20 protein-coding genes are annotated in these 25,216 nt (G+C 33.9%); 17 read left to right on the plus strand and 3 right to left on the minus strand.

The annotated features are described in order from the left end of the window. Positions 1 to 85: 85 nt before the first annotated feature. The 4 genes from AC5ZCW_RS10370 to AC5ZCW_RS10385 all read left to right on the plus strand — a co-directional run bounded on the left by AC5ZCW_RS10370 (position 86) and on the right by AC5ZCW_RS10385 (position 6,295). Complete coding sequence (locus tag AC5ZCW_RS10370; RefSeq protein ID WP_496119593.1) at positions 86 to 1,675, plus strand: glycoside hydrolase family 43 protein; 1,590 nt, start codon at positions 86 to 88, stop codon at positions 1,673 to 1,675. 7 nt (positions 1,676 to 1,682) lie between these two features. Beyond that, positions 1,683 to 3,680 carry a pectate lyase gene (gene pelA, locus AC5ZCW_RS10375; protein ID WP_496119595.1) on the plus strand — a complete coding sequence of 666 codons (1,998 nt, stop codon included), beginning with the start codon at positions 1,683 to 1,685 and terminating at the stop codon, positions 3,678 to 3,680. A gap of 245 nt (positions 3,681 to 3,925) precedes the next feature. After that, positions 3,926 to 5,281, plus strand: coding sequence for a glycoside hydrolase family 28 protein (locus AC5ZCW_RS10380; protein ID WP_496119597.1), 1,356 nt, complete (start codon positions 3,926 to 3,928; stop codon positions 5,279 to 5,281). A 267-nt stretch (positions 5,282 to 5,548) separates the two neighbouring features. Further along, positions 5,549 to 6,295: a rhamnogalacturonan acetylesterase gene (locus tag AC5ZCW_RS10385; RefSeq protein ID WP_496119599.1), complete on the plus strand. Its 747-nt coding sequence runs from the start codon at positions 5,549 to 5,551 to the stop codon at positions 6,293 to 6,295. Positions 6,296 to 7,156: 861 nt separating this feature from the next. Here the strand turns inward: AC5ZCW_RS10385 and AC5ZCW_RS10390 are convergent. Beyond that, complete coding sequence (locus tag AC5ZCW_RS10390) at positions 7,157 to 8,341, minus strand: sensor histidine kinase (protein WP_496119601.1); 1,185 nt, start codon at positions 8,339 to 8,341, stop codon at positions 7,157 to 7,159. 333 nt (positions 8,342 to 8,674) lie between these two features. Here AC5ZCW_RS10390 and AC5ZCW_RS10395 point away from each other — a divergent pair, with 333 nt between their 5' ends. The 4 genes from AC5ZCW_RS10395 (at position 8,675) to AC5ZCW_RS10410 (ending at position 12,024) form a co-directional block, all read left to right on the plus strand. Beyond that, positions 8,675 to 9,217, plus strand: coding sequence for a hypothetical protein (locus AC5ZCW_RS10395; RefSeq protein WP_496119603.1), 543 nt, complete (start codon positions 8,675 to 8,677; stop codon positions 9,215 to 9,217). 86 nt (positions 9,218 to 9,303) lie between these two features. Continuing rightward, positions 9,304 to 9,744, plus strand: coding sequence for a hypothetical protein (locus AC5ZCW_RS10400; protein WP_496119605.1), 441 nt, complete (start codon positions 9,304 to 9,306; stop codon positions 9,742 to 9,744). A gap of 201 nt (positions 9,745 to 9,945) precedes the next feature. Further along, on the plus strand, positions 9,946 to 11,235 hold the full coding sequence (locus tag AC5ZCW_RS10405) for a DUF4861 domain-containing protein (protein ID WP_496119607.1): 1,290 nt from the start codon (positions 9,946 to 9,948) through the stop codon (positions 11,233 to 11,235). Positions 11,236 to 11,847: 612 nt separating this feature from the next. Further along, entirely contained in the window at positions 11,848 to 12,024 is a 177-nt protein-coding gene (locus tag AC5ZCW_RS10410) for a BF3379 family histone-like protein (RefSeq protein ID WP_008467640.1), read from the plus strand. Positions 12,025 to 12,134: 110 nt separating this feature from the next. Here the strand turns inward: AC5ZCW_RS10410 and AC5ZCW_RS10415 are convergent, their stop codons facing one another. Continuing rightward, on the minus strand, positions 12,135 to 13,175 hold the full coding sequence (locus AC5ZCW_RS10415; RefSeq protein ID WP_250837173.1) for a GntR family transcriptional regulator: 1,041 nt from the start codon (positions 13,173 to 13,175) through the stop codon (positions 12,135 to 12,137). Between the two features lie 387 nt (positions 13,176 to 13,562). On the opposite strand from AC5ZCW_RS10415, the gene rhaT reads away from it, so the two are divergent. From rhaT to AC5ZCW_RS10450, 7 genes are all read left to right on the plus strand, one after another. Next, positions 13,563 to 14,612 (plus strand): L-rhamnose/proton symporter RhaT, encoded by a 1,050-nt coding sequence (gene rhaT / locus AC5ZCW_RS10420; protein ID WP_202004625.1) that lies wholly within the window; start codon positions 13,563 to 13,565, stop codon positions 14,610 to 14,612. Between the two features lie 26 nt (positions 14,613 to 14,638). Then, on the plus strand, positions 14,639 to 16,783 hold the full coding sequence (locus AC5ZCW_RS10425) for a bifunctional aldolase/short-chain dehydrogenase (RefSeq protein ID WP_496119609.1): 2,145 nt from the start codon (positions 14,639 to 14,641) through the stop codon (positions 16,781 to 16,783). Between the two features lie 203 nt (positions 16,784 to 16,986). Further along, positions 16,987 to 18,261 (plus strand): sugar isomerase, encoded by a 1,275-nt coding sequence (locus AC5ZCW_RS10430; RefSeq protein ID WP_496119611.1) that lies wholly within the window; start codon positions 16,987 to 16,989, stop codon positions 18,259 to 18,261. 64 nt (positions 18,262 to 18,325) lie between these two features. Beyond that, positions 18,326 to 19,687: an FGGY-family carbohydrate kinase gene (locus tag AC5ZCW_RS10435; RefSeq protein WP_496119613.1), complete on the plus strand. Its 1,362-nt coding sequence runs from the start codon at positions 18,326 to 18,328 to the stop codon at positions 19,685 to 19,687. A 96-nt stretch (positions 19,688 to 19,783) separates the two neighbouring features. Then, positions 19,784 to 20,524, plus strand: coding sequence for a (Fe-S)-binding protein (locus AC5ZCW_RS10440; protein WP_496119615.1), 741 nt, complete (start codon positions 19,784 to 19,786; stop codon positions 20,522 to 20,524). Positions 20,525 to 20,678: 154 nt separating this feature from the next. Then, entirely contained in the window at positions 20,679 to 22,079 is a 1,401-nt protein-coding gene (locus tag AC5ZCW_RS10445; protein WP_496119617.1) for a lactate utilization protein B, read from the plus strand. After that, complete coding sequence (locus AC5ZCW_RS10450) at positions 22,072 to 22,659, plus strand: LutC/YkgG family protein (RefSeq protein WP_496119619.1); 588 nt, start codon at positions 22,072 to 22,074, stop codon at positions 22,657 to 22,659. Before AC5ZCW_RS10445 ends, AC5ZCW_RS10450 begins: the two co-directional genes overlap by 8 nt. Positions 22,660 to 22,733: 74 nt before the next feature. Here AC5ZCW_RS10450 and AC5ZCW_RS10455 read toward each other — a convergent pair whose 3' ends face one another. Continuing rightward, entirely contained in the window at positions 22,734 to 23,066 is a 333-nt protein-coding gene (locus AC5ZCW_RS10455) for a YegP family protein (RefSeq protein ID WP_111367166.1), read from the minus strand. A 251-nt stretch (positions 23,067 to 23,317) separates the two neighbouring features. Here AC5ZCW_RS10455 and AC5ZCW_RS10460 point away from each other — a divergent pair, with 251 nt between their 5' ends. Together AC5ZCW_RS10460 and AC5ZCW_RS10465 are read left to right on the plus strand one after the other, a co-directional pair. Beyond that, positions 23,318 to 24,442, plus strand: coding sequence for an XdhC family protein (locus AC5ZCW_RS10460; protein ID WP_496119621.1), 1,125 nt, complete (start codon positions 23,318 to 23,320; stop codon positions 24,440 to 24,442). Beyond that, complete coding sequence (locus AC5ZCW_RS10465) at positions 24,417 to 25,034, plus strand: nucleotidyltransferase family protein (RefSeq protein WP_496119623.1); 618 nt, start codon at positions 24,417 to 24,419, stop codon at positions 25,032 to 25,034. Before AC5ZCW_RS10460 ends, AC5ZCW_RS10465 begins: the two co-directional genes overlap by 26 nt. The last annotated feature ends 182 nt before the right edge of the window (positions 25,035 to 25,216 follow it).

The following is a 25,216-nucleotide window of genomic DNA, read 5'->3' on the forward strand; positions in this document are numbered from 1 at the left end:
GTCGAAGCATCTCAAAGAATAAGCAAGTTAAAAACCCGACAGGTTTTCAAAACCTGTCGGGTTTAAATAAAAAGTGTAGTTAAAAATGAAAAACATAAAAATCATCCTATTCCTCTTCTGCATTATTTCTTTTCAAAAGAATATAGCACAAGTCTGGACGCCAGATAACGGAGACGGAACTTACACAAATCCGATTATTCATGCCGATTATTCAGATCCAGATGTTGTTCGCGTAGGCGATGATTATTATATGACAGCTTCTTCATTTAACTGTATTCCAGGATTACCGATTTTACATTCAAAAGATTTGGTAAACTGGAAAATTATTGGACATGCTTTGGCAAAACAGCCACCGTTTGAAACGTACGATAGCGTACAGCACGGAAATGGAGTGTGGGCGCCAAGCATTACTTTTCATAAAAACGAATTTTACATTTACTATCCAGATCCCGATTTCGGAATCTATATGATTAAAGCTAAGAAAGCAGAAGGACCTTGGTCTGAACCGCTTTTGGTAAAAGCAGGAAAAGGATTGATTGATCCGAGTCCGCTTTGGGATACAGATGGCAAAGCTTATCTGACTCATGCCTTTGCAGGAAGTCGTGCGCAGATTAAAAGCTTGCTAGTAGTGTGTACCATGAATCCAGAGGGAACCGTCGTAAACAATGATGAAGTAATGGTTATTGACGGGCACAAGGATGAAGAGACTATTGAAGGGCCTAAATTTTACAAACGAAATGGATATTATTACATTTTTGCTCCAGCTGGTGGCGTTCCAACAGGATGGCAGACTGTTTTAAGATCGAAAAATGTTTTTGGACCTTATGAAAAGAAAAAGGTTCTAGAACAAGGTTCGACCACAATAAATGGTCCGCATCAAGGCGCTTGGGTTACCACTCAGACAGGAGAAGACTGGTTTTTCCATTTTCAGGATAAAGGTGCTTACGGACGCATTGTTCATCTTCAGCCAATGAAATGGGTAAACGATTGGCCAGTTATGGGGGAGGATTTTGATAAAAATGGAATTGGTGAGCCTGTAACTACCTATAGAAAGCCAAATGTTGGTAAAAAATATCCAATAGAAGTTCCGGCAACTTCAGATGAGTTTAACGAACCTAAATTAGGATTACAATGGCAGTGGCAAGCCAACAGACAAACTAATTTCGGATTCCCGACTAGTTTAGGGTATCTGAATCTTTTTTGTAATACTAGTACTTCGAACATCTTCAATGCACCCAATTTGTTATTACAAAAATTTCCAGCAGAAGAGTTTACAGCTACAGCAAAACTGACTTTTAATTCAAGATTAAAAGGCGAATCAACAGGTTTGATTGTAATGGGATTAGATTACAGTTTTCTATGCTTTAAAAATATCGATGGAAAACTATACTTGAACCAAAAAACAGGAACTTTTGACAAAACGGTTTCAGAAACAGGAACAAAATCAATTTTAATAGAAAACAATACCATTTATCTGAGAGTTCAAATTAAGAAAGATGGAATATGCAGTTTCTTTTACAGCTTAGATGATAAAAATTATGAAACTATCGGAAATGATTTCAAATCAAGAGAAGGAAGATGGATTGGTGCCAAAGTCGGACTTTTTGCCTTAGGTGAAGAAGTAAAAAATGATTCTGGAAATGTTGAAGTAGATTGGTTTAGAGTAACGAAATAAGAAGGAAATGATGCATTTTAAAAAACAAATAATACTTTTTTTATGCCTTTGCAGTTTTGCTGTAAATGCTCAGAACACCTACAAAAGATGGCCTGAAGTTATTCGTAAGAATGATGCCTCTTGGTTTGCGAGCGCAGATGCCAAAAGAATAGCCGAAAATGTATTGCTCTACCAAAGAGACATTGGTGGTTGGCCAAAGAATATTCAGATGCAGGATGAATTGACCGAGAAGCAGAAAACAGATTTAATTGCACTCAAAAAAACGGCCGTAGAAACCACTACAGACAATGGAGCAACCTGTCAAGAAATGCTTTTTATGTCTAGAATGTATGCTCAGGTTAAAGACGAACGTTATAAGGAATCTTTCTTAAAAGGATTAAATTATCTGTTAGAAGCTCAATATGCAAATGGAGGATGGCCACAGTTTTATCCGTTAAAAAAAGGCTATTATGCCCATATTACATACAATGACGATTCGATGGTTAATATTATGAATGTCATAAAAGCCGTAGCAGACGATTCGGATTATTATAGCATTAAACCATCAAAAGAAGTTGTAGAAAAATGTAAAAAAGCTTTTGATAAAGGAATCGACTGTATTTTAAAAACACAATACAAACAAAACGGAGTTTTAACCGCATGGTGTGCACAGCATGACGAAGTTACGCTGGCACCTGCAAATGCAAGAGCTTTTGAATTAGCATCGCTAAGCGGTTACGAATCGGCCAAAATTGTATTGCTTTTAATGTCTTTAGACAAACCTTCTCCAGAAATAGTTACTGCTGTAAAAAGCGCTGTGGCTTGGTTTGAAAAAACAAAAATCACCAATTTAGAAGAAAAAAGAATTTTAAATGACGCTGGAAAAATTGTAGATAAAAAAATGATTCCAACAGCAAATGCGAAACCAATCTGGGCGAGATTTATAGATTTGGAAACCAATGAACCTTTCTTTTGTGATCGTGACGGAATCAAGAAAAAATCATTAGATCAAATTGGATCAGAAAGAAGAAATGGCTACTCTTGGTATTCAGATGCACCGCAGGAAGTTTTGAAAAAATTTCCAGACTGGGCTGTTAAAAATGGAACGAAAGTAGGTGCTGCCGAAAAGAAAAATATCAATTACATTACTGTCGCACAAGACGGTTCTGGAGATTACACCAAAATTCAAGATGCCGTTTATGCAACTCCAGCCTTTCCGTATGAGAAAGTGACGATATTCGTAAAAAACGGGATATACAACGAGAAAGTCCGAATCCCAGAATGGAATACTAATGTCGTTTTACAAGGAGAAAGCAAAGAAAATACGATTATAACTTTTGATGATAATTTTTCAAAAATCGGACTCGGAAGAAACAGTACCTTTTATACCTATACGCTTTTGGTTGAGGGAGACGATTTTTCGGCATCAAACTTAACCATTAAAAATACTTCAGGAGAACGCGGACAAGCTATTGCGTTGTCAGTTACAGCAAATCGTGCCAAAATAGTGAACTGTAATCTTCTAGGAAATCAGGATACATTATATCTATCTGGAAAAGAGGCCAAACAATATTTTAAAGACTGTTACATAGAAGGAACAACCGATTTTATTTTTGGAGGTGCAACTGCTTTATTCGAAAACTGTACTATCCACAGTATTAAAAGTTCGTATATCACAGCAGCTTCAACTCCAGAAGGAACTCCTTTCGGATTCGTTTTTAAAAACTGCAAACTCACAGCAAATCAAGATGCAAAAGACGTTTATTTAGGAAGACCATGGCGTATTTATGCCAAAACGGTTTTTATAAACTGCGAAATGGGAAGCCAGATTAAAGCTGAAGGCTGGGAAAACTGGTCTAAACCAGAAGCAGAAAAAAAATCTTTTTATGCCGAATACAATTGCACTGGCGTAGGGTTTCAGCCTGCAAAAAGAGTAAAGTGGTCGCATCAGCTTTCCAAGAAAGAAGCAGGGCAGTATTCAATAGAGAACATTCTTAAAGATAAAGTTGGAGCGTGGTATTTTTAGTATTCAGTTGCAGTCTCAGTTTACAGTCTCAGTCACAGTCTCAGTTTACAGCGGTTAATTTACCGCAAAGTACGCGAAGGTTACACAAAGTCCACTAAGTTTTTTCTTTATTTTCGTTATGTTCTACATCAAAAGGGCACAAAGCTTTGTTTCTTTGTCTCCTTAAATATTAAACCTTTGCGAACTTTGCGTAACCTTAGCGCACTTTGCGGTAAAAAAAACGATTACAAATTCAATATAAAAAAATGAATCTAAAATATCTTCTCTTAATACTCATCACCAGTACATGTTTTGCACAAAACGGAGATTTTCCATCGGCAAAAGTAGATGCTATTGTAAACAATATTCAGCTTCCGACAGTACCTGCTTATCAGATAAATATTTTAAAACTGGGAGCAAAAGGCGATTCTATTGCCGATAATAAAAAGGCCTTTGACAAAGCAATGGCATTGTGCAAGAAGAACAATGGCGGAACTATTATTGTACCAAAGGGAATCTATAAAATAAACGGACCAATTCATTTTGTGAGCAATGTCAATTTGAAGATAGAAAAAGGAGCCAAAATAAAATTCAGCGACAATCCGAAAGATTATCTCCCGATGGTTTTAACAAGCTGGGAAGGCACGATGCTTTACAATTACAGTCCGTTAATATATGCTAATAGTTGTACCAATATTGCTATTTCTGGCGAAGGAACTATTGATGGAGAAGGAGGAAAAACATGGAAAACCTTTAAAGCAAAAGAAAACGAGGGCAAAAACCGTAGCCGCGAAATGAATCATAATAGCACTCCAATCGAAGAAAGAAAATTTGGAGAAGGTTATTTCTTAAGACCGCAAATGATCCAGTTTTTAAACTGTAAGAACATTTTGGTAGAAAATATTCGAATAGAAAATTCGCCTTTTTGGTGCCTGCATTTATTAAAATCAAAAAGCATAACCATTCGTGGTATAAGCTATAAATCGCTAAATCATAACAACGACGGAATCGATCCCGAATACGCAAAAGACGTTTTAATAGAAAATGTTACTTTTGATAATGGAGACGATAATGTAGCCATAAAAGCAGGAAGAGATCACGAAGGAAGAGCCAATACAGCAACCCCAAGCGAAAATATAGTGATACGAAACTGTAATTTTAAAGGACTTCATGGCGTCGTAATCGGCAGCGAAATGTCGGCAGGCGTTCAGAATGTATATGTCGAGAATTGTAAAACGGCAGGTTATTTAAAGCGTGGCATTTATCTAAAAACAAATGCCGATCGCGGTGGTTATATTAAAAATATATTTGTTAATAATATTCAGTTAGACCAAGTAGAAGATTGTCTTTATATTACGGCAAATTATCATGGAGAAGGGAAAGGGTATCAGTCAGATATATCAAATGTATATTTCTCCAATATCACCTGTAACAAAGCATCCGAATCTGGAATCGTAATTCAGGGATTTGCAGACAAAAAAATCAAGAATATATCATTAAAAAACATAGAAATCAAAGAAGCGAAAAACGCCCTGTCAAACGAAAATGCAGAAAACGTCTTGATGACAGATGTGTTTATAGGTAAAAAAGCAACAGTGCCTACAGCAGTTTCAAAACATTAGGTTTTTACAAAGGTTCAAAGGTTCTGAGCAACAAAGGTTCAAAGGTTTTTTGTAGAGACGCACCGCAGTGCGTCTACTTTGCAGTTAATTTTGACGCAAAGCACATAAAGAAAGCGCAATCCCGATAGCTATCGGGAGCAAAGTTTTTATTCTTTATGTGCTTTGCCAAATAAGGCACAAAGCTTTGTCTCTTTACCTTCTTTATTAAACCTTTGTGCACTTTGCGGTAGAAAAAAACTTCGCAGTAAAAAACAAAAATAAAAGAAAATGAAAAAATATATCATCCTAGCATTCCTTATCACCACAGTAAGTTTCGCACAAAAAACATCCCTATATTGCATAGGAGATTCTACAATGGCTAATAAAAAAGACCCCGAAAAAAATCCAGAACATGGATGGGCTCAAGTATTGCAACCTTTTTTCAAAGAAAACGTAACCGTAATCAATAAAGCCGTAAACGGACGAAGCACCAGAAGCTTCATCAATGAAAAACGCTGGGATTCTGTTTACCACAAACTTAAAAAAGGTGATTATGTCTTTATAGAATTCGGACATAATGACGAAAAAATAGAAGATTCGTCGCGCTATACCAATCCGCATACGGCCTACAGATACAACCTGATTCGTTTTGTAAAAGAAAGCAGAGAAAAAGGCGCTATTCCGGTATTATTAACTTCTATTAGTAGACGTAATTTTAACGAAAAAGGAGTTTTAGTGCCAACACATGGCGATTATCCTTTAGAAACCCGATTGGTTGCACAAGAGTACAATGTGCCTTTTATAGATTTGGAATATTATACCGAATTATTGGAGCAGTCTTATGGACCAGAAAAATCAAAACAGCTTCATCTTCATTTCAAAGCGGGAGAAAATGCCTTTTATGATAAAGATAAGGCCGACGATACGCACCTTTCATCATTAGGAGCAAATAAAATCGCTGAAATTGTAATTAATCAAATTAAGCTTTCAAAAGATGCTTCGTTAAAAAATCTTAAAAACGGAATTAAACTATAAGGGGAAACAACCTTTAAATATAAGAATAGGGCTGATAAGAGAATTATGCGAGCTAACAATTCACAATTCACAATTCATAATTGACAATTCACAATTCACAATTAATTCTGTCTTAAAATATAACTTTAAAAACTTTTACGAGCTATAAAAGTATTTTTGAAATAAGACATTTGTAATAGTAAATAGTAATCTCGTTGTGAAATTCTTTGATTACTCTTTGCATTTTTTACATGCCATACGCAAAGGAGAAAATTTTTAATTTTCTCCTTTTTTTTATACGCCTTTTAAACCAAAACCAAAACAAACAGCCTTTTATAATTGACAATTCACAATTGATAATTGACATCTCGCACCACACACTACACATTTCACACCCCACATCTCACACCCCACATCTCACATCCCACATTTCACACCCCACATTTCACATCCCACATCTCACATTTCACACCCCACATTTCACATTTCACACTCCACATTTCACACTCCACATTTCACACCTCACACCCCACATTTCATAATAAATCGGTCTTAAACTGTTATTCTAAAATCTTTTACTGGTAAAATGAAATTCAAAATAGGATGAATTTTGCGCCACAATTTTTCAAGTATCAAATTTTATTAAAAAAAACAAGCAATTAAAAATAGCCCATACAGTACCGCTGCAAATAGTAAAAAACTGATTTAGCAGTATTTATATAGGTTGTTTTAATTAAAAAAGTGATTTATGAAAACAAAAATTACATTCATTTTGTTGTTATTGTTGTTTGTAATAGGAGGAGGGGCATTTGCTCAAGTGCAGATAAATGCACCAACCTCTTATCAGCCAGTAAGTCTCAGTCAGGGCGGAGCCCCTGGTACTTACAAGGTAGACATTGTCAACAATAATGCTGCGGCACTCAGCGGTGCAAAATTCTCGCTGTCTCTGCCTGCAGGCATGGAGTATGTGGCCGGCAGTATAACAGGAATTTGAATGCTAAAAATTGACCCGCATGGGAAATTGTTTTGAAGTGTAATTTCGCCATTGTGATTTTGAATTATGCTATGGACTACGCTTAAACCAAGTCCGCATCCATAATTGAGTGGCTTGCTTGAAAAAAAAGGTTCAAATATTTTTTCTTTTATAGAATCAGGAACTCCTGTTCCATTATCCTCAATTTTCAAATACAAGTTGGTTTCGTCATTATCTACTATTGTTTTAATAGTACTTTTTTCAGGCGAAGCATAAATTGCATTTATTAGTAGATTAAATAGTACTTGGGTAATTTGAACTGAATCTATTGTGGCCATTATAGAGTCATTTTTGAAAATTAATTCATGCTTTATGGCCTTTTTTTGAAAATTGGATTTTAGAAAAGTTAAGGCAAAAACTATGATAGGCTTAAGTTCTTGCAATTCTAGTTTTTGGGGCATTTCACAAGAAAAGAACATTAGTTTTTTGATGATTTCGCGCGAATATATTACCGAATTAATGATAATAGAAAGATCAGTACTAATTTTTGGATTCGAATTTTTTTCTTTTATAAGTTCAGCAAAACCTAAAATATTGCCAAGTGGTGTGTTCAGTTCGTGCGCAATTCCTGCCGTCATTTCGCCAAGTAAAGAAAGACGTTCCATACGCTCAATAGTTGCTTTTAAAGCTGCTTTTTCTTCTAAAGTTTGATACTTGTCAATGTAATTCCCGATTTCTAGCGCAATTGTATCTAGAAGCTGTTGCTCATCTTCGCTGAAGTCATCCAAAATATATTTTTTTGAAGGATAGTAAACTTTAATATAACCGTAATTTGTTTTATTTACTATTATGACGCTAGATTGAAAAATGGCTGGTTCTATCTGTTCAGATGTTGATAGGTGATAATCTTTAATGTGAAGTTCCACAATACTATCTGTGCTATAACGCCATGCATTTTTTGTGCTTATAATGATATCATATAGCGTCTGAATATTTATAGAATTTGTTTTCGATATAGTTTTTGAAATATCGTAAAGACAGGTAATTTCTTTTATTTTTTCTCGTAAATCTTCTTCTGTTGAGTATAGATTCATTGTAGGAAATTATTTGTAATAATTTTAGATTAATTTCAAAAGTAAATAAATAATTTTAACCTCAAAACAAAACTATGATTGTTGTTAACTATTTGAAAACAAAATAAATACGCTTTGTTTTTATGTCGTATTTTGTTATTTTTTTGTCTTTTACAAGCTTTCTGTAATATTGATTTTTTATATAAAAAACTTTGTTTTTTGTTTTTATGTCGTAAAAAAAAATTAAAGGAAAAATTTAAGTCTTATTTTGATAGTTATAAAACTTAAAGGGTTCTTATACAGAGAAACTTTAAAGGTAATTTTGGTGATTAGAAAAAATCCGAAATGAATATTATGAATCCTTCAAATTTTTCTTTAGAGTTTCAATTGCACCTTTCTGAGATAAGAAAACTGAACAAAATGTATTTTGAACATTTGTTTAAAGACCGTATTGTTTTTATCTCAATATTGGTTTTATTATTTGTAATTTTTTTTGATTTCTCTCATATTAATCTTGAGGCTGATTTTTTTCTTTGGCTGATAAGAAGTTTAGCGATAATTGTATTTTTTGTCGTAATTGAAAACTCATTTATTGATGCCATTTCAAAAATGGCCTTTCAATTAGCAAAAAGATTTGTCAAATTTCGAAAATTGAACAATAGATATAAATTTATATTTACAGATTCTAAAGTATGTATTAGGTTTCCTTTAGGGCGATTAACCCATAAATGGACAGCAATAGAGAAGGCTATCTTGACTAAGAATTTTTTGTTCCTATATATAAAAGGGCAGAATAATTATATTATTACAATTTCTAGAAAAGATTATGGCTATAGAAAAATGGAGGAGTTATTGGCTTTTGTCGAGAATAATGTTACCCATATCATAAAAGTTTAAAAATACCTTATAATATTCTTTTTTTGGCTTATTAGGGTATTTATTTATTATTTGCTGATTTATGTTTGTATGTATTAAAAATTGGAATGATGGAGAATGAAAAAGTTTTAGTGCTTGATAGCAAAGGTGTTTTCTTGAAAATGTTCAAAAAAAGATTTAAAGAAGAGTTCGATTTTATTGAAGGTTCCTTTTTTGACGAAGTAGAGACGAGAGAATTTGACCGTATTGTTTTTGTAATACACAATCATAGTGAATTGCTCAATTTTTTAGCAAAAGAGAAAAAAGGATCTAATATTTTGGTTTACTTATTTAATTTAAATTTTTATAGAAGTTTATCATTTTTAGAAGGAGCAAATAACTTTATTTTGTTTGATGAATCTAAGACGAGAACTGAAATCTTAAAGGAGCTAAAAACATTTTTTGACAATAAATTGGGTTTTAAAACAATTAAAAAAGCTTCTTTATACAAAAAGATTTCTCAGAAAAAGTTTCAGGAATACTACAAAGCAATGTATTTTTTAATGTAATTTATCTTTTATTTTTTATAATTTTTCTAAGCTAACATATTTTAATTAAAATATTGCTTTTGAAAGCAGGATAGAGTTATTCTTTATTCTGCTTTTTTAATTAAAGAAGTAGAATTCTTTGCACAAAGTTTCTTGATTTTAAGTGTTATTATAACAATTAAAACTCTTAAATTGTTCGGAAAAATTAAGAACTAAGAAACAATGAAAAAAAGAGCATTATTTTATCTTCCATTTGCTTTATTTACAGCTTTATTTACAGCTTGTAAAGTTTCTCAAAATGCATCAGAAATAACTATTGTGTTGAAAAACGAGAGCTCACTGGCATTGGCCCAAAAAGCAATTTCTATTAAAAGAGATTATGTTGGAGAAAGTGCCATAAAAGGAACTTATCCGATTTTGATTTATAAAAACGATACCATTCCAGCGCAGACCAATGACCTTAACGGCGATGGAAAATGGGATGAACTTTTCTTTACGGCTGATTTTTTACCTGGCGAGAAAAAAGATATTTTATTAAAATGGTCAGAAACAGATCCGAAGTTTATCATTAAAACGAGTGTTCGTTTTGGAAAAAGAGAAGGAAAAAATCTTCCGGTTCATCCAGATACGAAAGAAGTTTTAATGGCAGATCAGGTTCATAAAAAATTAGGCTATCAAAAATACCAGACGGATGGACCAACTTGGGAAAATGACAAAGTCGGTTTTAGACATTATTTGGACGGAAGAAATTCGAAAGATGTTTTCGGAAAAAAACTTCCAGGAATAACTCCAGAGAATGTTGGAATAAATAGTAAAGGTGCGGTTGAAGATAATTATCATGTAATGTACGATTGGGGAAGAGATATTTTTCCTGTTGGAAATTCTGTAGGATTAGGTGGTTATGCCTTGCTAATTGATAATAAAATAAACAGGCTTGGAATTTTAGGAAATGACACCATCAATAATGTAGAAAAGACCACTTTTAAAATTGTGACAGAAGGGCCTGTAAATTCTGTTTTGAGCTATCACTACCAAAATTGGAATGCTTCTGGAAATTTGTATCAGGTGCAAGAAACGACTTCGATCTGGCCTGGAATGTATGGCTATAAAAATACCGTTTCTATAAACGGCATTAAAGGAAATGAAACTTTTTTGGCCGCAATTTCTAATTTAAACAATAAAAAACCGCTTCAGGTTATTGAAGCGGGAGATTGGGTTTGTTTAATTCAGCATGATTATCTGACTTACGAACGTCAATGGATTTTAGGAACAGCTATTTTAGTTCCGGCAAAAATTTACCAAGGTTATATTGAAGCTCCAAAAACAGGGCAGCTAACAGATTCTTATTTGGCAAAACTAAAAGTTGAAAACAATAAAGAAATCAGCTATTATGCTATTGCAGCTTGGGAATTGAGTGCAGATAAAGGCTTTAATGATTCGGCTTTTTTTACAAATTATGTAACAAATTTAGCCAAACAACTTTCTGCAAAAGTAAAAGTTGAATTAAAATAATTTTGAAACGATAGACCCTCTATACAGATAAGAAAATTTGTTATTGTTTTGGCTTTTTTGGGAGGGTTGAGCTTCACTTTTTCGCAACAAAAGTTGGATGTTTATCCTGCTTTGGTTAATGGTTAGAAATATTGATATTAAATACACTAGTTTTTATGGAGTAGAAAAAGATCCGAATGTGCGATTAAGCAATTTTAGATTTGAAAACTTAATTATGGAATCATCAAAAATTAAGATAGATAAAAGCATCATATATAGGCTTATTTCAAAGAATGTCTACCTTAAATAAGACTCTAATCGAGTAATTTTTTCCTTTTTAAGGGAGTTTCTCCACAAAAAAATTAACAAATAGAATTGTTTTTGATCCTATTTTAAGATTAAAATTGTTTGCATAGCATACTTTATAGAAAGCATTAGAATGACAATAATGGAGATGCAATTGAAATAAGTGATTGATTGTTAGTTTGTTGTGTTTATTGGTGTTTTATGAAAAGCTAAGGTCAATTTATTGTGAAGAAAATGAATGAAAAACTGCATTAAATTTAACAGCAAAATTGTTGTAACTATCACACAAACTTTTATTTTTGTGACTTAATTTAACAATATATAAGCATGAAAGATTTATTAGTAAAAATCAACGCCGAAATTGAAACATTCAAAGCTGAAGCTGAATCTTTGACTGAAAAAGGAATTAAAGCTGCTGGACCAAGAGCACGTAAATCGACTTTGGAAATTGAAAAACTTTTAAAAGAGTTTAGAAAAGTTTCTATCGAAGAATCAAAAAAATAATACAACTAAACCCCGCTAATAAAGCGGGGTTTTTTATGGTTTACAAAGTACAAAGTTTTAAAATAAAGAAAGGAAAACTTAGAATCTTAGCATCTTAGAACCTTAATGCCTTAAATAGAATTTCGATCAATAAAATTAAAAGGTACTTTTACCTGGCCTTTTTCTTTATTCAAGATCATCCTCGCTGCGGTTTCTCCCATTACGTTAAAATCGGTTGACATTACAGTAATGCCAAGTAAATCTTTTAAAGGTGTATCGTTGTATGAAATGACACCAATATCTTTTCCTAAAACAAACTCTTCATCACGAATCTGTTTCACTAAATTTACCAAATCGGATTCTTCGATTGTAATAAACAAATCTCCTTTTTTAAGAATCATATCATCATAAACCTCACTCAGGATTTCAAAATTGATTTCGTGTTCCACACAAAATTTTCTGAAACCATGCAAAATTCTTCTCGGATAAGGATAAACCGCTTTATCAGGATATACTAGAATTAAACGCTTGTATTTTGATATTTTAGAAAGGCCTTCTTTTAAGGCATTATAAATATCATTTTCAAAATCCTGATAAATTTTAATGACATCGTTACCTGTTCCTAATTTTATATTATCTAAAACCACCAGTTTTTCTTGTGGGATTTTTTTAATGGCATTTACAACATCGTCAGTAAAGCTCAAATGTTTTAATTCATCTGTTTTAAAGTGCGTTGTAATAACATAATAATCGTAAGCACCTTCAAACTTATCTAAGATATTCAAGAATAAAGTCTCATCGCAGTGGTAAATTTGAAGGTCAACATGTGCATTTGCCCCTAAAGTATCAATAAAAGAGCTATAAGTTTTCATTTTATAGGAACTCAATTTATTAGTCAAAAACAAAATATTGACTTTAGATTCCAATTTTGTTCGGGTAATATAGTAGCCTTTTCCTCTAATGGAAGAAATGATTTTTCTTTCTTTTAAAATATTATAAGCCTTCTCAACAGTATCACGAGACATATAAAATTCTTCACTGAAACTATTAATAGAGGGAATTTTTTGATTTATTTTTAAATTTCCGTTGGCTATGTTCTGAAGAATAGAATCTACAATCTGTTTGTATTTCGGAACTCTTGAATCTTCATCTATTTTAATAAGTTTAATCATGTTCATTGTTGGAAGTACGTCTCGTATTTCAGCGAAACCCATTTTAATTCTACGGTTTTAAAAAAAATCTCTTCTTTGAAGATAAATCTATCACGCAAAATCATTTTGCTTATCAAAAAAGAGAATTTAGCAAGGCTTGTAATCTTTTTTTTATGATTTTTAAATTTTAACCCAAATGCGGAATTAATAATTGCGAAATCGATTGCTAAAATAGCCATTTTAAATTTATTTACCCAATAATTAGAAGTGCTTATTTCTAATTATCCTTAGTTTTAACAAAAAATATGAAATCCGTAAAGGATAGTACAGGACAGTTTTCTTTTTGACATTCTCTTATTTTACAAAACCAAATTACTAACAAACCTTACCTAAACCAAAAGCAATAATATGGAATCATTATTAGGAATCATTTTTCACTCTATCGGAGGATTTTCTTCAGGTAGTTTTTATATGCCTTTTAAAAAAGTGAAAGATTGGGCTTGGGAAAGCTATTGGCTTGTAGGAGGATTTTTCTCTTGGCTGATTGTTCCGCCAATTGCAGCATACTTAACGATTCCAAATTTTACTGAAATTATTGCAGCTGCATCTCCATCCATAAAATCTTTTACTTTTTTAATGGGATTGATCTGGGGAATTGGTGGCTTAACATACGGTTTAGGCGTTCGTTACTTAGGAATGTCGCTAGGAAATTCAATTACTTTAGGATTCTGTTCTGCGTTTGGAGCTTTAGTTCCTTCAATTTATTATGATTTTGTTCCAACAGAAGGTAAGATTTCATTTTCTCACATGATTTCTAATCCTGGGGGTCAGTTGGTTTTATTGGGTGTGGTTGTATATCTAATTGGAATTGCTATTTCTGGAAAAGCAGGAATGCTAAAAGAGAAAGATTTTGCAACTGGCCATGAAGATAAAGACAAAGACTTTAATCTGGTAAAAGGTTTGATCGTAGCCGTGATTTCTGGAATTTTAAGTTCATTCTTTAATTACGGAATTGAGGCTGGAAAATCTATGGCAGAGCAAGCTGTAGTAAATGGAGCTAATCCTTTGTTCCAGAATAATGTAACTTATGTTGTTTTACTTTGGGGAGGATTAACAACCAATTTTATCTGGTGTCTTTATTTGAATTTTAAAAACAAATCAATTAAAAATTATACTGATAAATCTACTCCAATAACCAAAAATGTATTGTTTTCTGCTCTTGCTGGAACCATGTGGTTTTTACAGTTTTTCTTTTACGGAATGGGCGAAAGCAAATTAGGAAATGGCGCTAGTTCATGGATTCTCCATATGGCAACCATCATTTTGACAGCAAACTTTTGGGGATTTTATTTGAAAGAATGGAAAGGAGTTTCTAAAAAAACAATGAGAACTTTTTTCTGGGGAATTGGACTTATCATGCTTGCAATCGTTTTGGTAGGAATTGGTAACTCATTATAAATACAAGAAATAATTTAAAATAGTATATGTCGAATACAAACACAATTAATAATATGAATTTTAAGCATGTAAGCTACCTTTGGGATGAGGCTAAGGCAGCAGCATTAGCAGGTGATGAAGTAGCGCTTTTTATTTATCGTTCGAACTTGTTAGGGGCTGATTTAAGATTGACCAACTACGGCGGTGGAAACACTTCTGTGAAAATTACAGACAAAGATCCTCTTACTGGAGAATCTTCTGAAGTAATGTGGATTAAAGGTTCTGGCGGTGATATTGGAACGTTGACAAAATCAGGTTGTGCGGCTTTGTATTTGGACAGACTTCGTAATCTTGAAAATGTTTATAGAGGTATTGAGTTTGAAGATGAAATGGTAGAATTATTCAATCACTGTATTTTCGATTTAACTTCAAAAGCGCCTTCTATCGATACACCTTTACATGGTTTTCTTCCATTCAAACATATTGATCACTTGCACCCAGATGCGGCAATTGCGATCGCTGCTGCGAAAGATGGAAAGAAAATCACAGAAGAATTATTTAACGGAGAAATTGGCTGGGTAGGGTGGCAGCGTCCAGGATTTGATCTTGGTCTTCAGTTGAGAGCTTGCTTAGAAGAGGCAGAAAAAAACGGTAAAAAACTACGCGGAATCATGTTAGGTTCTCACGGTTTATTTACTTGGGGAGATACTGCTTTTGATAGTTATATCAATACGCTGGAAGTAATCGAGAAATGTGCTTCTTACCTAGAAGATAATTACGGAAAAACACGTCCAGTTTTTGGAGGTAAAAAAATCGACAGTCTTCCAGAAGCAGATCGTAAATTGAAAGCAGCAAAAGTAGCTCCAATCTTAAGAGGTTTCTGTTCATCAGAACGTCAGATGATTGGTCATTATACAGACGACGCAAGAGTTTTGGAATTTATTAACTCTAATGATTTGGCAAAATTAGCTCCATTAGGAACATCTTGTCCAGATCACTTCTTGAGAACTAAAATTAGTCCTTTGGTTTTAGAATTGGATCCAAACGAAGATTTATCTGATGTTGATGCAATCAAAGCAAAATTAACTCCTGCTTTTGAGGCTTACCGTGCAATGTACAAAGACTATTACAATGCATGTAAAAAATCAAACTCGCCAGCAATGCGTGACCCAAATCCAGTTGTGATTTTATATCCTGGAGTTGGTATGTTTACTTTTGCTAAGGATAAAACAATGGCACGTTTGGCATCTGAATATTATATCAATGCAGTAAACGTAATGAAAGGTGCCGAAGCAGTTTCAGAATATACTTCTTTGCCACACCAAGAAGCTTTTGATATTGAATATTGGTTGTTAGAAGAAGCTAAATTACAGCGTATGCCTAAACCAAAAGCATTATCTGGAAGAGTAGCTTTAATTACAGGTTCTGCAGGCGGAATTGGTAAAGCTATCGCTAAAAAATTCGCTCAAGAAGGTGCTTGTGTGGTAATCAACGATATTAACGAAGAGCGTTTAGAAGGTGCAACTGCTGAGTTCATCAAATCATTTGGTAAAGATGCAGTTTCAAGTACTTTATTGAATGTTACTGATGAAGTAAGCACAGAAAAAGCATTAGACGAAGCGTGTTTAGCCTTTGGAGGTGTTGACATTGTGGTTAATAATGCTGGAATCAGTATTTCTAAATCTATCGCAGAACATACTTTAGAAGAATGGGATAGATTATATGATATCTTGGTTAAAGGACAATTTATTGTTTCTAAAGCAGGAATCGAAGTAATGCGCAAACAAGGTTTTGGAGGAGATATTGTAAATATTGTTTCTAAAAACGCTGTTGTGGCTGGTCCAAATAATCCTGGTTATGGTTCGGCTAAAGCTGCTCAAGCGCACTTAACACGTTTAATGGCTGCAGAGCTTGGAGCAGATAAAATTCGTGTAAATACAGTAAATCCTGATGCTGTAATTTCAGATTCAAACATTTGGTCTGGAGGATGGGCAGAAGGTCGTGCAAAAGCATACGGAATCACGGTTGAAGAACTTCCGGCTTACTATGCAAAACGTACGTTATTAAATGAAATCATATTGCCTGATGATATCGCAAATGCTTGTTTTGCGTTTGTTGGAGGTTTCTTGAATAAATCGACAGGAAACGCCTTAAACGTAGACGGCGGAGTTGCAATGGGCTTTTATAGATAAAGATTGTTTAGGTTTTTTATATAAGTTTGTTTAAGCAAAAGTGGTTTTTTGTGGTCTAGCGTTCGAAATCTTTCGAACGTTAGATTTTTTTAGCATATAACAATTCGCTCTAACAAGGAAAACTTAACAAAAAAGTGAAGTAAAACGGGAGTTCACAGCGTATAAAGTTATATCTTGTAAACTCTATTAAAATATCAATAACTATGTTAATCGGATCAAACCACATCGAATCTCATAACGAAGATTTATTAAAAAAACACCAAAATAAATTAGTTTTTACAGCATCAGAAATAAATGATACAGAAGCGATTATTCAAAAATTAATCGACTTTCAAATTGCAATTCCATCTTGGGCTTTAGGAACAGGAGGAACAAGATTTGGACGTTTTGCTGGAGGTGGAGAGCCTCGTTCTTTAGAAGAAAAAATCGAAGACGTTGGATTGCTTCACAAATTAAATAATGCTTCAGGAGCGATTTCACTTCATATTCCGTGGGATATTCCAACTGATTACAAAGCGATCAAAACACTGGCAAATCAGCACGGATTGAAGTTTGACGCGATGAACTCAAATACATTTCAAGATCAAGCAAGTGCCGAACATACTTACAAATACGGTTCATTACAAAACGTTAACAAAGCGGTTCGTAAACAGGCAATTGCTCACAACATAGAAGTTATTAAACACGGAATCGAATTAGGATCTGAGTCTTTAACAGTTTGGCTGGCAGATGGTTCTAATTTTCCAGGACAATTAAACTTTAGAAAAGCCTATCAAAATACATTAGAAAGTTTAGAAGAAATCTACGATGCATTGCCTTCAAACTGGAAATTGTTTTTAGAATATAAATGTGCTGAGCCTAACTTTTATTCTACGACTGTAGCAGATTGGGGGCAGTCTTATTCGTATGTTAAGAAGTTAGGTGACAAAGCGCAGACTTTAGTCGATTTAGGACATCATCTTCCAAATGCTAATATTGAGCAGATTGTATCTTTACTGCTGATGGAAAACAAACTAGGTGGTTTCCACTTTAACGATTCAAAATACGGTGATGACGATTTAACTGCTGGTGCATTAAAACCTTACCAATTATTCTTGATTTTTAATGAATTAGTGGAAGGAATGGACGCAAGAGGAATGAATCACGCCAAAGATTTAGGCTGGATGATCGATGCTTCTCACAACATTAAAGATCCGTTAGAAGATTTATTGCAGTCTGTTGAAGCGATTATGATTGCTTATGCGCAAGCACTTTCAGTTGATAGAAAAGCATTAGAAAAAGCGCAAGAAGAAAATGACGTGGTAAAAGCACAGGAAATTCTTCAAAATGCGTTCCGTACAGATGTTCGCGCTCTTGTAGCAGAAGCTCGTTTACGTTCTGGAGCTGCATTAGATCCGGTAGCGTTATATCGTTCGATTCAAGTAAGACAAAATCTGATTGAAGAAAGAGGTTTAAAAACAATGGCAACGGGATTATAATTATAAATTATTAATTGTTAATTATAAATTGACAATTGATAATTAACAATTTACAATTAAAAAAATGAATGTAGTTGCGATTTTTGATATTGGTAAAACAAACAAAAAGGTTTTTTTATTTAACGAAAATTATAAAATTGTCTGGGAGAAATCTGTTAATCTGGAGGAAACCACAGACGAAGATGGATTTCCGTGCGAAGATATCGAAGTCCTGAAAAACTGGATTTTAGAACGATTATCTGAAATAAAAGAGCTTAAAGAGTATGTTTTAAAAGCCATCAATTTCAGCACTTACGGAGCCAGTTTTGTTTATATAGACGAAAACGGAAAAGTTTTAACTCCTCTGTATAATTATCTAAAAGATTATCCAGAGGATTTAAAAGCTGATTTCTATGAAAAATACAAAGGAGAAAAAAAGTTTGCTGTAAAAACAGCTTCTCCGGTTTTGGGCAGTTTAAATTCGGGAATGCAGATTTATCGCATAAAAGAACAGAAGCCCGAAATATTTGAAAAAGTAAAATACTGTCTGCATTTGCCGCAGTTTTTAAGTTTTCTTTTAACGAATGAAGCATACGCTGATATTACAAGTATTGGCTGTCATACGAATTTGTGGAATTTCAAAAAAATGAAATACCATAAATGGTTGAAAGAAGAAGGTATTTCAGATAAAATACCGCCAATTCATTTTGGTAAAGATGTCATTATGACTCGCGATAATCTAGCTATTGGAGTTGGGTTACACGATAGTTCATCGGCAATTATTCCGTATACAATCAATTTTACTGAGCCATTTGTTTTATTGTCAACAGGAACTTGGAGCATTTCTTTAAATCCATTCAACAACAAACCTTTAACTTTTGATGAATCGCAAAACGACTGCCTGTGTTATATGCAGTACACAGAAAAGCCTGTAAAAGCTGCCCGTTTATTTGCAGGAAACGAACATGAAGTGCAGACAAAACGTTTGGCGCAGCATTTTAATGTTCCAGTTGATACGTATAAAGAAGTTTATTTTGATAAAAAAATAGTAGCCAATTTACGCGCACTTAACTATCAGATTTTCTATCCTAAAAAGTACAATTTTGATATTCTGAAAGAATGCCCTTTTCAAAAAAGAGATCTTTCGCATTATAAAGATTACGAAACAGCCTATCATCAATTAATGCTGGATTTGGTAGAACAGCAGGTTTTTTCTACCAATTTGGTAATTCATAACAGTCCGGTAAAGAAGATTTTTGTGGATGGAGGTTTCAGTAAAAATTCGATTTACATGAATTTATTGGCAGAAGCTTTTCCAGATGTCGAAGTTTATGCCGCGTCAATGGCACAAGCGAGTGCTCTAGGAGCTGCATTGGCTATTCACGATAACTGGAATCCAAAACCAATTCAGAACGATTTAATTGACTTGAAATTCTATAAACATTAGGTAAAAACGGTCTGTATGTTGTAAATTTGCTGAGAAACGTATTTTTTACATTTTTACAGTACGCGCCTAAAAGAACAACACACTAAATACTACAACATGAAAATTGGACTTTTTATACCTTGTTATGTCGACCAATTTTATCCTAAAGTAGGAATCGCAACCTACGAATTACTACAAAAATTAGGTTGTGACGTCGAATTTCCGATGGGACAAACCTGTTGCGGACAACCAATGGCTAATAGCGGTTATGCGCATTTAACAAAAGGATGCGACGCGAATTTTATTGCCAATTTTTCTGGATTTGATTACATAGTCTGTCCTTCTGGAAGCTGTGTTTTGCATGTAAAAGACCATTTGCACGACGAAAAGCAAGAAGAGAAAGCAAGGGCAATTAGAAATACAGTTTACGAACTTACAGAGTTTATAACAGATGTTTTAAAAATCGATCATATTGACGGAAGATTTCCATATAAAGTGGGAATGCACGTAAGCTGTCATGGTCAGCGTGGATTAAAGCTTTCGCAGATGTCTGAATTAAACGCACCATTTTTTTCTAAACCTGAACAATTATTGCACAGTATAGAAGGTCTTGATTTAGTTGCTTTAACTAGAAAAGACGAATGTTGTGGTTTTGGCGGAACTTTCTGTGTTACCGAAGAGGCAGTTTCTGTAAAAATGGGACAAGATCGTATTAAAGATCACGAAAGTCATAACGTGGATTATATTACAGGTGGAGATATGTCTTGCTTAATGCATTTGGACGGAATTCTAAAAAGACAAAAAAGCAGAATCAAAACAATCCATATTGCCGAAATATTAAATTCACTCGAAAACTAATATAGATGTTGAGTACAAAATTTAACCGCAAAGTGCGCAAAGTTTTACGCAAGGTTCGCAAAGTTAATTTTAATCTTTGCGAACTTTGCGCTTTTTCCTTTGCGAACTCTGCGGTTAAATAAACATTTCAAAATTGACTTTTAAATAATAGAAAATGTCATCAGAAAAAATAATACAGCACAGCGAAGCCGCGGCCAAGTTTAACAAAGATGTAGAACGTGTCAATTGGCATGATGAAACTCTTTGGTTTGTGCGTGCCAAAAGAGATAAATCGGCTCACCAAATAGCAGATTGGGAACTGCTTCGAGAAACTGCTTCTCAAATAAAGTTTAATGTGCTTTCGAATATTCATGATTATTTAGTTGAATTTGAAGCGAATGCGCAACGAAACGGAATAATTGTGCATTGGGCAGCCGATGCTAAAGAACATAATGAAATAGTACATTCTATCATGGCAAAACATGATGTTAAGCAGATGGTGAAATCCAAATCGATGCTTACAGAAGAATGCCATTTAAACGATTATTTAGCCGAAAAAGGAATAGAAGTAATCGATTCTGATTTAGGCGAATATATTGTACAGCTTCGTAAAGAACCGCCAAGCCACATTGTGCTTCCGGCAATTCACTTAAAGAAAGAAGATGTAAGCGAAACTTTTCATGAACATTTAGGTACAGAAAAAGGAAATTTCAATCCGCAATATTTAACAGAGTCGGCGCGCCAGAGTTTAAGAAATACTTTCTTGACTCGAAAAGTGGCGTTGACAGGAGTGAATTTTGCTGTTGCAGAAACAGGAGAATTTGTGGTTTGCACCAACGAAGGAAATGCGGATATGGGAGCGCATTTAGCAGACGTTCATATCGCGTGCATGGGATTTGAAAAATTGATTCCGAAAAGAGAACATTTAGGTGTTTTCCTTAGATTGTTAGCAAGAAGCGCAACTGGACAGCCAATTACTACTTTTTCAAGTCATTTTAAGAAACCAAGAGACGGAAAAGAAATGCATATCGTAATTGTAGACAACGGTAGAAGCACACAATTAGGAAGGGAAGATTTTAGAAATTCGCTAAAATGTATTCGTTGTGGAGCATGTATGAATACTTGTCCAGTGTACAGACGAAGTGGCGGACATAGTTATCACAATGCGGTTGCAGGACCAATTGGTTCTATTTTAGCGCCAAATTTAGATATGAGCAAAAATGCCGATCTGCCTTTTGCAAGCACCCTTTGTGGTTCTTGTACTAATGTTTGTCCTGTAAAAATTGACATTCACGATCAATTGTACAAATGGCGTCAGGTTTTGGTAAAAGAAGGGCATACGCCAACAGCAAAAACAGTGGCTATGAAGACAATGGCAACCGTTTTGGCAAACCCGACGGTTTTTAGTATTGCTGGAAAATCAGGACGATTTGTAATGAAGAATATTCCAGGAATGGTCAATAATAAGATGAATAAATGGTACGATCAGCGCGAAATGCCAGATGTTCCAGAACAGTCTTTTAGGGAATGGTACAAAAAAAATTCGCGAGAATCTAAAGAAAAAGGAAATGAGTAGTAAAGGCGAAATTTTAAAAAGAATAAAAGCAAATCAACCAGAATTGGTTTCAGAACTGCCAGATTTAAATCTTTTAGGTTCTGAACAATTTGATGTATTAGAAACCTACAAAACGGTTTTAAAAGGAATTGGAGGTGATCCTGTAGAAGTTGCTGATTATAATGAAATCATCAATTACATCAAATCCAATTATAATTTAGAGAAACGATTAATTACAACGCTTCCAGAGCTTTCTGAAATTGCTTCGTTAGATTGGAAAACAGTTGATCCGCATTCGCTTCAAGATGTTGAATTAACGGTTGTAAAAGCGCATTTTGGCGTTGCAGAAAACAGCGGACTTTGGGTGACAGATGATATTTTAGGACAGCGTGTTGCACCTTTCATAGCGCAATATTTAGCAATTATAGTTCATAAAAAAGATCTTGTTCCAACCATGCAGCAAGCGTATCAAAGAATCGGAAATATGGAATACGGTTTCGGAACTTTTATTGCTGGTCCTTCAAAAACGGCTGATATTGAACAATCTCTTGTTCTTGGAGCTCATGGCGCAAGAGGATTGATTGTCTTTTTATTGGATTAAAACAATACTTCAATATATTTTTATAGAAAAAGCGAGGCATTTACCTCGCTTTTTTATTTTATAACAATTTCCAATTATGCCGTTTGATCATCTATAGTTGCATCGGGAGCATTTTTCTTCACAGATTCAATTCCATTTTCTCTAGCAGCTACACTTTCGTACATCTCGCTCGAACCGATAATCTGACCGTTTCCTGCTTTTAAATTAAAATAAGGTTTTCCGCTTTTTGATTCTAATCTATCATAACGATCATCGTCTGGTGCATTTTTTTTCACAGATTCGATACCATTATTGCAGGCTGCTTTTGTAGTATAGCCTTCACTCGTTAGAATGGTCTGACCATTACCAGCTTTTAAATTGAACTGGAACTCTCCGTTGGCTCTAGTAGTGATTACAAATTTTCCCATGTAGTTTACTTTTAAAGTTAGGTAATATAAAATTTTGCTATTGATAAAAATACAAAACTTAGTAATATAAATCATACATCAATTTGAAAAAATGATTATCATAACTATAATAAATTATTTTAAGTCAAATAAATTAAACACAATCTTTAAACATAAATGCCTCTTCTTGTATGTATGTTTGCAATATTTTTTATTTTTAAACTGTTAAACAGATTCATCAACGCTTATTTCTATTGGTGAAATAATTACCTATGAAAGAAATCAACGAAATTCTTAAAGCTTATTCAGAAGCAAAAGAGTCAGGAAAGAAAACAGCTTTGGCTACTGTAGTTAAAGTTGAAGGATCATCTTATAGACAGCCCGGTGCCCGTATGCTCGTTACGGAAGACGGTATGCTTACTGGCGCAATAAGCGGAGGATGTCTAGAAGGAGATGCGTTGCGAAAAGCACTTCTTTCAATCAATCAGAAGCAAAATAAACTCGTAACTTATAATACGAGTAATGAAGATGATGTAGAGGTAGGTTTGCAGCTTGGATGCAACGGAATTGTCCATATTCTTTTTGAATATATAAACGAAGAGATAGAAAACAATCCGATTCAGCTTTTACAGCAATTGGAATTGGAAAGGAAAGAAGCAGTAATTGTAACTGTTTTTTCTTTAAAAAGAAATGCTCTCCAGATAGGCACAACTTTGTTTTTTAGAAAAGACAGCCCTGTTTTAAATCATAATAATGAAGCTTTAAGTTTAATTTCGGATGTAAAAGAAGTGTTGAAAACTAAAACTTCTTTGGTGAAAAAACTTCAGGAAGAAAACGACAGCGAAGCTTTAATAGAATGCATAAAACCTTCTATTTCGCTAGTAATTGCTGGAGCAGGAAATGATATTCAGCCATTGGTAAAAATGGCTTCTGTTTTAGGATGGAAAACCAGTATTGGTGAAGGACGTGCGACGCATGCAACAGCTAAACGCTTTCCTAAAGCCAATCAGGTCCAGGTTGTCAAACCAGAACAATTTTTAGATAAGGTGAAGATCGATGATCAGACTTATTTTCTTTTGATGACTCACAATTACAAATACGATTTGGCAGTTTTAAAATTACTATTGGAAACCAATTGTCATTATATTGGAATTCTCGGCCCAAAGTCAAAATTTAGCCGAATGCTCGATGATCTTCTAAAGGAGGGAATTATAGTAAATGACGAACAGTTAAGCCGAATTCACAGTCCCATTGGTCTAGATATTGGTGCTGAAACTTCAGAAGAAATCGCTTTATCAATTGTTTCTGAAATTAAAGCTGTTGCCTCTGAACGTGCTGGAACTTCTTTAAAATACAAATCGGGTAAAATTCATGATGAAATTCATTATGGAGGCTAGATTTAAAAATAAAACAGGTATTATTATTTTGGCCGCAGGTAATTCTTCTAGATTAGGCAGACCAAAACAATTGTTGCTGTATAAAGAATCAACCTTGCTGAAAAACACCATTTCAGAAGCTTTGAAGGTCGAAAATTCGTTTGTAATAGTCGTGACAGGTTCAAGCCATGATTTAATCGAAAAAGAGCTTAATTTGTCTGAAATAACATTTTCTTTCAATTCTGACTGGGAAAATGGAATGTCTTCTTCGATCGTAAAAGGTGTCAACCAATTATTACGTCAAAATCCTGATTCTGAACAATGTGTTTTAGCAGTTTGCGATCAGCCTTTTGTAACTCATTCCATTTTTGAAAATTTAATTGTTGAAGCCAATAAAACTAAAAAAGGAATTGCAGCCTCTGCTTATTCTGAAACTTTAGGAACTCCAGTTTTATTTCATAAAAAATACTTTCAAGAACTTCTAGAATTGAAAGGACAGGAAGGCGCCAAAAAACTCATTAAAAAATATGCTGAAGATGTAGTTTCAGTTCTTTTCGAAAAAGGTAATATTGATATTGACACGGAGGAAGATTATAATAAGTTGATTTGTTGATTTTACCACTAAGGTACTAAGACTCTAAGTTTTTTGTTTTTTAATCTCGCAAAGTCGCAGAGGCGCGAAGATTTTTATGAATTGGCTCCAGTTTTAACTGGAGTATTTGATGGATTACAAACTAAAAGGCTTTAGCCAAACTAAAACTTGTTTGGCTAAAGCCTTTTTTTTCAGGCTGTCTT

The organism is Flavobacterium sp. PLA-DH12 (genome assembly GCF_059511845.1).